We start from the raw sequence: 12354 nt of genomic DNA, 5'->3' as shown, positions 1-12354 counted from the left end.
CAGATGAACACACCGAAGGCGGCGAGCACCATCAGCCGGACGTAGGAGCCTCCCGCCTCCCGCGCGTTGCCGGAATCCGGCTATCAGTGTCGGCGGTTGCGGGGGAGGGGGCAGTGTCATGGAGACCTTGTGTTCGGCGGGCCGTACGCGGGCGCGCGTACAGACGGGAGGACGAGGCGGGGGAGGCCGAGCGGGGGATGGGGACGGGGAGATCACCGGGACGTCGGGGTGTCCGCGATCGTGATCGTGGTGTCGTGTTCCACGAGGCGTCGTACGACGGCGCGTTCGTCGGGGGTGTTGTTGGGCTGGTGCAGGGTGAGGGCCAGGTCGCCGTCGGTGAGTCGGAAGACCATTCCGTGGCCGCCGTCCGCCGGCCACAGGGCGTGCTCGTCCTGCGTCCACGGTCCGGTGATCTGCCCGGAGGCGGAGTGGGCGAGGCCCATCGCGTAGCCCTGGTCGCCGTGGCTGGACCAGAGCATGAGGAGGTGGCCGCTGCTGAGGCGGAAGAGGAACGGCCCGTCCGTGATGTAGGCGGGGAACCGCTCCGATACCCCGGGCAGGGGGCGGGTCCAGGGGGCGTCGGACGCGTTGAAGAGGAAGACGGGCGTCCCGGTGGTGTGCCGGAGGTCCTCGCTGAGGCGCTGGGCGAAGATCGCCCCGTCGTGGATCTGGGTCCACTCGTGGCAGTACACGATCCAGGGCGCGCCCGACCCGTCGATGTGCAGGGTGCCGTCGAGGCACTGCCACTTGCGCGGTGTGACGGCTCCTTCGCTCCAGGGGCTGAACGGGCCTTGGGGCGTGTCGCCCACGAGGATCTGCGTGCCGCGGTAGCCGTCCGGGCCGGTGAAGGTGGCGAACATGTACCAGCGGTCCCGGTACTCGTGGACCTCGGGGGCCCAGAAGCAGCCCTCGCTCCAGAACCCGGCGGGCGGACGGAAGGCGGCGAACGGGCCTTCCCAGTGCAGGAGGTCGGTGCTGCGGTAGGAGTTGAACCCGATGCCGGGACCGTCCCAGATGTTGGGGTCCGTGCTGCCGTAGAGGTGGTAGGTGGAGGTGGGCCGGTCGTGCAGGACGAAGGGGTCACGGATCTGGATCCGGTCGAGCGTCAGGCCGTGTCGCACGGGTTCGGGGGCATAGGTCCTCCCGGCCGTGGCCGACTCGTCCCCGGTGACGAGCCGGCCGCCGTTCACCGCGCGGACCAGGCCGTCCACCAGCGGCTGTGAGATCTTGCCCTGGCTGAGACCGACGAGCCGGTTCAGGGAGAACACCCGGGCCGGGCCGAGCTGGGAGACGTCCTGGCCCAGCCGGGTGAGCAGCTCCCGGATCAGGGGGCCGCCCGTGGGGTCCTCCAGCCAGTCGCCCAGGGTGCTCCGGCCGGTCAGTGCTGTTTTCACACGTGGTTCCTTGTCATGAGGTGCGGGTACGGCCGGGTCACGGCCACCGGGTGAAACCCCCGTGGCCAGGCTCACGGCCACGGAGTGAAGCCCTCGTGCCGTACCGACCAGCCCTCCGTCGGGAAGCCGGGACACTCGCCGTCCGCCCCGTCCCAGCCGGCGGCCATGAGGGAGACGGCGGCGAGGAGGGAGCCGTTGGAGGGGAGGTAGACCGGCAGCAGGCTGCCGATCTGGGGGGTGTGGCCGGTGGGGAGGTAGTGGTTCTTCGGGGTCTGCATGAGGAGCGCGTCCACCGCGAGGTCGGGGCGGCCGGTGCGGGTCGCGGTCATCGCCATGACGGGGAAGTCCCAGCCCCAGGCGCTGTTCCACTCCCAGTTGTCCAGGATGTCCTGGAGCGTTGCGGTCATGACCGTTGGGTCGATCAGCGGGGTGTCCGGGACGAACCCGAGGGCGCACAGCAGGGCGGGGTGGTCGTCGCGGCGAAGGTACGGCTCGGTGGCCACGGCCGTGTAGAGACCGTCGCGCCGGTGCGGGAGGGCCAGCCCGTCCTGGACGCGCTGCCACTGTTTGTCCCGCTCACGGCCGGCGCGCTCGCGCCAGCGCTGGGCGATCTCCAGCCCCCACCACCAGTAGGCGAGTTCGAAGGTCGGGTCCTCCGTGGTCGGCGCGTCGTAGAACTCCTGCGCGGGGACCAGCGGGGCCGGCAGGTGATAGGTGCCGTCGCGTTCCTCGACGAAGGAGGCCATGAACGCGGCGGTGTCCTCGACGAGTTCGGCGAAACGCGTCACCAGGCCGCTCTCGGGACGGCCGCGGTAAAGCAGTTCGAGGAGGTAGAGGGGGTGGGGCTGCTGCCAGAGCAGGAACACTCCGATGTCGGAGGGGCTTTCGCGGCCGTCGGGACCGGTCTGCTTGGGCCAGCGTGCCCCGTCGTAGCGCTGGCGGCGGGCGGTGGCGCGGGCCTCGGGAAGGATGGACAGGTACCAGTCCAGGCTGCGTTCCAGGAGTTCGGGGCGGCCCCAGGCGGCGAAGTGGGCCGCGTGCCACCAGTGCATCTCCAAGTGGTGCTTGCCGTGCCAGGAGTTGGTGATCAGACCGGTCTCCTGCGGCGGCAGGGTGCCGGAGCAGTTGACCGCCGTGAGGTACTGCGAGAGCACCACCCGTCGCTCCAGCTCAGCGGCCCGGGAGTCGGTGCTGCCGGTGAGGTCGATCGCGGCGCCGGAGGTCCAGAAGTCCTCCCACCATACGGCCGAGGCCGCCGCGAGCGAGGCGAAGTCACCCTCGACGGACTGGACTTCGCCGTCGGGGGAGAAGGACGCGACGAGTTCGAGCGTGTCCGAGTCCGTGGTCAGCAGGTATTCGTGCGGGTTCTCCGTCGGCTGTACGACACCGGCCGGCCAGGTGAGCCGGAGGGTGTACGTGGTGTCGTCGAGGGTTCGGCGGAAGACGCACCCGGTGTCGGTGACCTGGTCGAGGTCGGTGCGGTGGCGTTCCGGCGAGGTCCAGTCGCTCGTCTGGAAGAAGCCGTCACTCGCGTAGGGGAAGCGGATCACGACGCCGGCCAGGCCGTCGGCGAGCAGTTCCGACTCGATCCGGAAGGCGACGCGGGCCCGGTGCGGGTCGGCGACGGTGGTGACCGCCGTCTCGTGGTCGGCGTAGGTGAAGCGGCTGCTGATCGTTCCGGTCCACAGGTCCAGGCACTGTTCGGTGTCCCGCAGGGCCTCGGGGCCGGTCTCGGGCTCGGCGTCGGGGGCGGGGCGCAGCAGGAGGCCGATACGGCCGAGGTCGAGCCGTTGCGGGTTGGCGCTGAGCCAGGCTCCGGGGCGCATCTCCTCGGGCAGGTCGCCGCCCATCATCGCGGCGATGCCGAACTTGTCGGGGTAACTCACCGTCCCCCGAGCCGTGTTGTGCTCGGACATGGCATCCGGGAGGGTGTACTCCCCGGGGTTGGGCATGGCGTGCCAACCCCAGGTGCTCATGGTCGCGGTGTGCACGGCGAGACGGCGCTCGGCCATCGCGGCGCTCTGGTCGTGGTACGCCGGGAACGACTGCATGCCGGTGATGTCGCACGAGTAGGCGAAGTCGCCGTTGCCGACGCTGAGGACGTGGGCGGGGTCCGGCTCGGTCAGACGGACGGTGTGCCGGCGGACCAGCGATTTCCTGTCGATCAACGGGTATTTCCTTATTCGACGGTGATGATGGACTCGACCGGCTCGCAGTCCGGCGCGGTCGCCAGGACGCGGATCTTCCCGGTGCCGGTGGGCCGTACGACGGCCAGGGCACGGCCTTCGTAGGTGTGCCGTTCGGTTGCGTCGAAGCGTTCCTCCGACGCGGGGGCGGCACTGCCGAAGCCGACGAGTTCCCCGGAGCCGGAGACCTCGACGGCGACCGGGCGGTCGGCGGCGGTGTGGACGATGCCCTGCGCGTCGGTCAGGGTCAGGGTGATGTAGGCGAGGTCGCCGCCGGTCGTCCGGATGATCGGGCGGTCGGCCTCGGCGGCCAGAAGTACGGGACCGTTGGCCCACTGCAGGCTGGTGCGGCCGGTCTCGACGCCGTCCCGGTAGGCGACGGCGACCAGCTCTCCAGGCACGTAGACGATCTCGAACTCGGTGCGGAAGCGGTGCTCCGCGCCCACGGGCCGCCGCCCGAACGAGTTGCCGTTGCCGAGGAGTTCGACCTCGTCGGCGTCGGAGTACACCTCGACGGCGATCGGCTTGCCCTCGAAGCCGGGCCAGGTCCAGCTCGCGATGCTGTCGCTCCACGCCCAGGGGCCGCCGATGGGGGTCAGTCCGTGAGTGTCCGGGCGTCGGACGGCGATGTAGGGCTCCGTGCGCAGGCCGAAGACGATCTCGCGGTAGTAGGAGGCGGGGCGCCGGTGGCCGGTGATGTCGATGTCGCCGCAGCCCGCGAGGAGGTGGGGGAAGGGGGCGGTGTGTTCGGGGCGGGGGTTGTCCGCGGTCGCGAACTGCTGCCGTCCGATGCCGACTTCGCCGAGATAGTCCCAGCCGGTCCAGGTGAAGTCGCCGATGACGTGCCCGTGTTCTCGCACCAGCTTCCAGTTGCCGTCGATGCGGGTGGGAAAGGTCTCGGTGCCCAGGATGATCCGGTTCGGGAACAGTTCGCGGTCGAGGGTGTAGCGGGCCTCGGCGTAGTTCATGCCGGCGACGTCGAGGACGGCGAAGGACTCGGCGGTGCGTTGGGTGACCAGGTCGGAGGCGCTGACGTAGTTGATCATGTCACCCGCGTCGGCCATCTGGGAGTTGATCCCCCCGCCCGCTCCGGAGTCCTGGGCCTGCTGCCCCCGCAGGGCGGCCAGCTCGGACATCACGGCGAGGAAGCCGTTGACGGCGTTGGTGACATAGCGGGTGGAGTCGAGGGAGCGGACCTTCTCGGCGAGCTTGCGACCCCAGGCAGCACCGACCGCGGACCCGGTCTCGGGGATCTCGTTGCCGATCGAGTACATGATGACGCTGGGGTGGTTGTAGTCCTTGGCGACCATCGCCTCGACGTCGCGTTCCCACCACTCGGGGAAGTGCAGGCTGTAGTCGAAGCCGTTCTTGGCCGAGGTCCACACGTCGAAGGTCTCGTCGACGACGAGCATGCCGAGGCGGTCGCAGGCGTCGAGCATGGCCCGGCTCATCGGGTGGTGGGACATGCGGATCGCGTTGAAGCCGGCGTCCTTCAGGAGCTGCACCCGCCGCTCCTCGGCGCGGGCGTAAGTGGCCGCGCCGAGCGGGCCGTTGTCGTGGTGGACGCACGCCCCGCGCAGTTTCACCGTACGGCCGTTGAGTCGCAGCCCCTGCTCGGGGTCGAGCCGGAGCGAACGGATGCCGAACTCCACGCTGTCGCTGTCCATCGGGTCGCCCTCGGAGCTCAACGCGACGTGACAGCCGTAGAGATGGGGGCTGCCCACGTCCCACAGGCGCGCCTCCCGCACGTACACACGGGAGCGGACGACGGCGTCCTCGCCGGGCAGCACGGTGACCTTGGTGAGGTCGCCGGTCACGGTGTTCCCGGAGGGGTCGCGCAGGTTCACCGCGAGGTCGAGGGTGCGGATCGCGATCGAGTCGTTGCGCACCCGGGTCGCGACCTCGACCACCGCCCGCTCGCCCTCGACGTCGAGCGTGGTGACGCGGACGCCGTCCGGGACGATGCGCACCAGGTCGCCGGTGAGCATCCAGACGGGGCGGTAGATGCCGGCGCCGGTGTACCAGCGGGAGTCCTGGTGGGTGCGGGCCTCGACGCGGATCTCGTTGTCCTGGCCGTAGCGCAGGAACGGGTCGGCGTCGACGGTGAAGTGGGAGTAGCCGTAAGGGCGTTGGCCCGCGTAGTCGCCGTTGATGTGGACCGTGGCGTCGCGGTAGACGCCCTCGAACTCGAACTGGACACGCTTGCCGCACAGTTCCTTCGGTACGAAGAAGGTCTTGCGGTACTCGAAGACGCCGCCGGGGAAGTAGGCGCCCGCACCGCCCTCGATGGTCACTTCACCGTCCGGGACGATGCGCTCCTGGCCGATCGTCGCGTCGTGCGGGAGGGTGACGTCCTGGAACGGGGCGACGGGGCCGGACAGTTCGGCGAAGGGGTTCACCTTGCGCCGGGTCTGCCAGTGGTCGTTGAAGGAGGTGCGGATCATTTCCTGCCTTGTCTGTCGTACGTGGCCGGTCCGCGAGGGTGGGCCGGCCACGTAGGGAACCGGTTCGGGGGAGGGGGTCAGGCCGCCTGCCCCGCTTCGACCTGGTCGATGCGGCGGGCCTTGGGGATGAGCGCCACCAGTACGGCGCCGAGGGCGCAGGCGCCGGCGACGAGGAGGAAGCCGTTCGCGAACCCGCGGTCGAGGTAGAACTGCGTGCCCTTCATGACCGTGCCGCCCTGGGCCATGACCGTGAACACCAGCTGGCTGACGATCACCTGTACGACGCTCTGGATGAGCCACTGGGAGCCATTGGCCAGGGCCTGCTCCTCGGGTGCCACCGACTCGATGACCATGATCGGCAGGACGGAGACGACCAGCCCCATGCCCGGGCCGGCGATCAGGCCCATCAGGACGAAGTGCCAGATCTGTGTGTGGAGTTGGGAGGCGATGCCGTATCCGGCCGTGGTCAGGACGCCGCCGACGGCGAGGAGGAGGCGTGTGTCGAAGCGGCGGGCCAGCTTTCCGGCGAAGACCGCCGTCACGATCACGAGCACGCTGATCGGTGAGGAGACCGTGGCGCTCTTGGTGACGGACCATCCCAGGCCGTCGGAGACCGTCGGTATGGCGGGCATGAGGGTGAGAAGCATGGTGACGGTGCCCACGGCGAAGGTGGCGCCGTTGGCCACCGAGGTGGTCAGGAAGACGGTCCACACCCGGCGCCGCTTGATCAGTGACAGCGGGAGCAGGGGGTCGGCGGCGCGGGACTCGAAGGGGAGGAACAGCAGCACCGCGAGGATGCCGAGGCCGATCCAGGTCAGGGTCTTGCCGCTGGTCCAGCCCCAGTGGGAGCCCTCGCCGATGCCGTAGACGATCGCGGTGAGGCCGCCGCCGAGGAGCAGTCCGCCGATCCAGTCCATCCGGCGTGCCGCCTCCCGGACCGGGCTCTCGGGGACGCAGAGGATCTGGAGCAGCAGGCACACCGTGGTGGACACGACGAGGAACCACAGGGCGCCGTGGAAGCCGTGGTGGTCGATCAGCCAGGCGGACAGGAACGGGCCGCCCAGCCCCACCAGTCCGATGCTGGCGGCCATGACCCCGCTGGCCGTGGCGACCAGTTGCCGCGGGAAGATGTCGCGGGCCGTGGCGTAGGCGATGAACACGGTGGCCCCGTAGGCACCGGCGATGATCCGTCCGGCCAGCAGGGTCGAGTAGTCGGTCGCGACGGCGGCGATCACATCGCCGATCAGGCCGGTCACGGTGGCGGCGACCATGACACGCTTCTTGCCGTACAGGGCGGCGGCCTTCATCGCGAACGGCGTCAGGAAGGTACCCAGAAGCGCGCCCCCGAGGGTGAACCACGCGATCTGCGTCGTACGGAAGTGGACCGCCACCTCAGCCTGGGAGTTTCCGGCCAGCAAACCCGCGATGGGGTTGAGAGCAACGGTCCACAGCAGGGCGACGAGCGCGAGCAGATGCCGCGAGGAGAAGCGGGTCTTCTCGGCCGGCGGGTTCGAGACCGGCTCGGTTTCGGTGGAGGACATGAGGAGCCTTTCTGACGGGCTGTGCTCTGGCCGACATGATTTGAAACGATTCAGTCATCTTGATGGGGCATGTGGTGAACGGGAGGGCGGGAGTGGCTGGTGTAGGTCGCTCGGCGGGTTGGTCTCCGGGATGCCCGCGATCCGTCAGGTCCAGCTCATAGGCCTCGCGGGTTCCGAGTTTCGGGCGCATGGCGTTGGTGAAGCGCATCAGTGAAGCGCGTCAGTAGAAAACCTCAGCCCGGGGTGGACGGCAAGACCGCATGCGGTAACGAATCGATAACCTGCCGGACGGGCCCGTTGGAGCGCGCCTCACCACTCCGCGGCGGAGGCGGAGGTGCAGGGGTGGACAGGTGTCAGGAAGAGGCGCGCTCGACCAGGCGCAGACTGGCGCGGGGTGTGGGGAGGGAGACGTCCTGTCCGGCGAGGGCCGCCGCCACCGCTGCGGCGCGGTGCTTGCCGGCTTCCTCAAGGTCGAAGTAGACGGTGGAGAGGGGAGGAGCGGCGAAGCGCGCCATGGGGATGTCGTCGGCGCCGATGACCGCGAGATCGTCCGGAGCGGTCAGACCCAGGTGTCGTATGGCCGCGAGCAGGGCGATGGCGTGCTCGTCGTTGAAGGCGCATACGCCGGTGACCTCTTCGGCTTTCCACCGCTGTACGAGGCGTGCCAGGTCGAGGATGTCGAGGTCGGCGGCGCCGAGGGCAAGCGGGGGAGCGATGCCGGCGTGCGCGCAGGCGCCGGTCACTCCCTGGAGCCGTTCCTGGCCCATGCGGTGGAACCTCGCCGGTGAGGGCAGCAGGTATCCGAGTCGGCGATGGCCTCGGCCGATCAGGTGCTCGGCCTGCATGCGGCCCAGCGGCGGCATGGCGGAGAGATGAGCGTCGGTGGGGGGCAGGACGACGCTCACGCCGAGCCGGTTCAGCGCTTGGACGGTCGCTTCGTCGAACCCGTCGAAGCCGAGCACCGCCGAGGCGCCCACGGTCGCGCACACGTCCGGCACCGACCTGCCACGAGCAGCCATGAGGTGGGTCACCAGGGTCAGTCCGTGTTCGGCGAGGGAGACGGTCAGTTCCTCCACGAAGCGGCTGATGCTCGGGCCGATGGGCAGGTCCGGGATCGACAGCAGCACGATGTCGCTGCGGCCGGCTGCGAGGGCGCGGGCGGAGGCGTGCGGCCGGTACTGGAGGCGCTCGGCGGCATCCAGCACCCGCTGTCGGGTGCCCTCGGGGATGGACTGGCCGGCCCTGTCGTTGAGTACGTAGCTGACGGTCGTGGGTGAGACGCCGGCGGCCTTGGCGACATCGGCGCTGGTGATCCGCTTCGCGGGACGCTTCATGACCCTCTGCTCGTCCGGACCGTCGGTGCGGCAGGGTGCATGGCCGCCCTTCCTGCCTCGCCCTGTCACCCGCCGCGGCGTCGGCGGGCGTGTCGATGATACGCGCCGCGTCGGCCTGCCGCTGATGCGCATCACTGGCAGGGGGCGCGGTGTGTGGATCCGGCCACCCCGGAGCCGGCGGCCGCCGGCCCGCTCGCCCGGTGTTCCGGGCGTTCCGTGGCCTGTCCCGGGCCGAGGGGAGGCGCGTGCCCGCCCCGGCCGTCAACCGGCGCAACGGGTGCGGGCCATCAGACGTTCCAATGTCTCGTCCAGCACATCGCCGTCGACCAGGCCCACGACCCTCTTCATCGGGACGTCCTGCACGGCCTGGAGCAGCTCCGGCCGGTCGTTGAGCTGGCTGCCCTGCTCCTCGGGGAGGGCCGCGGTCAGCTCCTGAAGGAGAGTGGAGCCGATGACGGGATGCGCGACCCACTCGCCGAAAGTGGACTCGAGCGTCAGCTCCTGTGCGACGGCGTCTCCGGTGAGGGAGACGCATGCCTCGGCGGTCACTGTGGCGGCGTTCTCGCCGATCTGGAGGAGATAGTCGCCGGGCGCGACGGCCCAGCGGGCGTGCTGGACGTCGTAGTAGGCGAAGGCGCGGCGACCCAGGTCGAAGGTGACCGTGCGGGACTCGCCGGGCTCCAGGTGGATCTTGGTGAAGGCGCGCAGCTCGCGCGTCGGGCGGCGGATGGGTCCGGCGTCGGTGGCGACGTAGACCTGGACGACGTGTTTGCCCGCGCGGGTGCCGGTGTTGGTGACGGTGACCGAGGCGTGGGCGGAGTCGTCCCCGGTGGCCTGTACCGTCAGGTCGCCGACGGCGAAGGTCGTGTACGACAGGCCGTGCCCGAACGGATAACGCACCGGCGTGCGGGTCGTCCCGTACCAGCGGTAGCCCACCATGACGCCCTCGCCGTAGCGGACGTGCCCCTGCTCGCCCGGGAAGTTCACGAAGCTGGGGTTGTCCTCCAGCCGTACCGGGATCGTCTCCGCGAGCCGGCCCGACGGATTGGCCTCGCCGAACAGCAGGTCGGCGATCGCGCCGCCGCCGGCCTGGCCGAGCAGGAAGCCTTCGAGGACGGCGTCCACCTCGTCGTGCCAGCCCTCCAGCGTGACGATGCCGCCGTTGGACAGCACCACGACGGTGCGGGCGGCCGCCGCGGCGACCATGCGGATGAGTTCGATCTGTACGGCCGGGAGGTGGAGGTTGCCACGGTCGAACCCCTCGGATTCCTCGCTCTCCGGTAGCCCGGCGAAGACGACGGCCACGTCCGAGGAGCGGGCGACAGCCACCGCGGCCTCTCGCAGCGACTCGACGTCACCGCCGCCGTCCAGGGGGAAGCCGGGCGCGAATTCCACCGGGCTGCCCCGTTCGGCGGCCAGCTTCCGGATCGCGTCCAAGGCGTTGTCGAGCCGGGTCGGGCGGAGATGCGAACTGCCGCCTGCCTGGTAGCGAGGCGTGAGCGCGAACTCCCCGACCACGGCGATCCGCTGACCGGCGGCAAGCGGCAGCACGCCGCCCTCGTTCCGCAGCAGGACGGCGCACTCGGCCGCCAGCCCCCGGGCCAGCCGATGATGGGCATCGACATCGAAGCCGGCGGACTGCTTCACCGCGAGATCGGCCAGTCCGAGAGCCCGTCGTACGCTCATGTCCACGACGGACTCGTCCAGTTCGCCGCTGCGGACGGCGTCGACGATGCGCCGGGCGTTCTCGGGGGAGGGGCCGGGCATCTCCAGATCCAGCCCCGCACGCACCGCCGTCACCGGGTCGTGGACCGCGCCCCAGTCGGACACCACCGCTCCGGCGAACCCCCACTCCTCGCGCAGTACCTCGGTCAGCAGCCATCGGTTCTGCGCCGCGTGCACGCCGTTGACCTTGTTGTAGGCCGCCATCACCGTGGCCGGCCGGGCCTCGGTCACGATGTGTTCGAAGGCCGGCAGATAGATCTCCCGCAGGGCGCGCTCGTCGACGTCGGCACTGACCCGCATCCGGTCGGTCTCCTGGTTGTTGACCGCGAAATGCTTCAACGACGCACCCACGCCCTGCTCCTGCTGACCGCGGACATGTGCCGCGCCGAGGTGCCCGGACAGCAGTGGGTCCTCCGAGTAGTACTCGAAGTTGCGCCCGCACAACGGGGATCGCTTGATGTTCACGCCCGGGCCGAGGACGACATGGACGCCGAGCGCCCGGGCCTCGCGTCCAACCGCAGCCCCGATACGGGCCGCGACCGCGGGATCCCAGCTGCTGCCCACGGCCACCGCGGGCGGGAAGCAGGTGGACGGCAGGCTCTCGTAGATCCCCATGTGGTCGAACTCCCCGACCTGCCGTCGCACCCCGTGTGGCCCGTCGGTCAGCACGACCGAGGGGAGACCGATCTCCTCCAGCGGGTGGGTGGACCAGAAGTCCTGACCTGACAGCAGAGAGGCTTTCTGCTCCAGGGACAGGCGCGAGAGGTCGATCTGTGGCATCTGGGGATCCTTCAAGGTCGAAGTGATGGAGTCGCGGCGCGAACCGGCCGTCCGCCGGCGCGCCGGGGTTTGCGCGGACGGACGCGGTGACCACCCGATCGGGGCCGGGAGACGGGTGAGGGGCGCCCTCTTCCGGGCCGCTCGTGCACGCCTCGTCAGCTACTGATGCGCATCACTGATGCGCATCAGTGACCCTAGCCGGAGTGTTGCGGAGGAAACAAGGGTCGCTTGAATCGATTTATCGCATTGCCTGCACGAGCACGATGCTTCGGCGCACCGGTCCAGGTCCGGTGCTCTGAAGACGATGCTGAGGTTGGGCCGTTTGTCCGAGGAACCTGCGTAGGCCGTCGGCTGCCGAGGAGGCGCAGGGGGCGCGGTTGGAAGCGATGGCACGGATGGGCCGGGTCCAGGTGGACTACCGGGGGCTGACGGTGGGCGAGTACCCGGCGGCCTGCTCGACGACTTCGCCGAGGACATCCTCGCCGCCCGTGACGAGCGCGCCGCCCTCGACGCCCGGCCCCGGCCGGCCCCGACGCGCTGTCGGCCCTGGCCCGTACTGCTGGACGGATACCGAAACCGGCGCCAACCGCTACACCGTCCCTCCCTCAGGGCCGCCTGCGTCGCAGCCCGGAGCCAGCGCCGTGCCTGAGCCACCTGGCCCGACCGCTGGGTCATGACCGCAACCTGGTGGAGCGCCTGGATGCCGAACGGCTGATCGCCCAGGCCGCGCGCGAGGTCGGCGCAGACTCCGACCGTCCCCTCACGCGCCGCGTCCAAGGTCAGCTGGACGGCCGTCCGTGGCTGACGGCGATCTCGTACTACGACGTGCCGCGATTCGAGCGACTGCTGCAGGTAGCCTGCTGGATCGTGATCGCCTACCTTTCCGGGATGCGCGACTCCGAGGCCAAACACCTCCAGCGCGGCTGCCTGAGCGTCCAACGCAATCCCGA

The 12354-nt window shown here is 70.1% G+C and carries 6 protein-coding genes; all 6 read right to left on the bottom strand.

Annotation, left to right across the window (positions count from 1 at the left end; all coding sequences use genetic code 11):
- Window positions 1-212 precede the first annotated feature (212 nt).
- Window positions 213-1394, bottom strand: coding sequence for a glycoside hydrolase family 43 protein (locus tag ACZ7M2_RS30570; RefSeq protein ID WP_471598029.1), 1182 nt, complete (start codon window positions 1392-1394; stop codon window positions 213-215).
- A gap of 71 nt (window positions 1395-1465) precedes the next feature.
- Window positions 1466-3562: a hypothetical protein gene (locus ACZ7M2_RS30565; RefSeq protein WP_471598028.1), complete on the bottom strand. Its 2097-nt coding sequence runs from the start codon at window positions 3560-3562 to the stop codon at window positions 1466-1468.
- Window positions 3563-3573: 11 nt separating this feature from the next.
- Window positions 3574-6024 carry a glycoside hydrolase family 2 TIM barrel-domain containing protein gene (locus ACZ7M2_RS30560; protein ID WP_471598027.1) on the bottom strand — a complete coding sequence of 817 codons (2451 nt, stop codon included), beginning with the start codon at window positions 6022-6024 and terminating at the stop codon, window positions 3574-3576.
- Window positions 6025-6101: 77 nt separating this feature from the next.
- On the bottom strand, window positions 6102-7565 hold the full coding sequence (locus ACZ7M2_RS30555; protein ID WP_471598026.1) for an MFS transporter: 1464 nt from the start codon (window positions 7563-7565) through the stop codon (window positions 6102-6104).
- A gap of 353 nt (window positions 7566-7918) precedes the next feature.
- Window positions 7919-8899: a LacI family DNA-binding transcriptional regulator gene (locus tag ACZ7M2_RS30550; RefSeq protein ID WP_352050689.1), complete on the bottom strand. Its 981-nt coding sequence runs from the start codon at window positions 8897-8899 to the stop codon at window positions 7919-7921.
- Between the two features lie 261 nt (window positions 8900-9160).
- Window positions 9161-11431: a glycoside hydrolase family 3 C-terminal domain-containing protein gene (locus ACZ7M2_RS30545; protein ID WP_471598164.1), complete on the bottom strand. Its 2271-nt coding sequence runs from the start codon at window positions 11429-11431 to the stop codon at window positions 9161-9163.
- Window positions 11432-12354: the final 923 nt, after the last annotated feature.

This window comes from Streptomyces sp. NPDC111507 (genome assembly GCF_055638955.1).
Note: the sequence above shows the minus strand (reverse complement) of the source record. Positions and strands in the feature narration are given on the sequence as shown.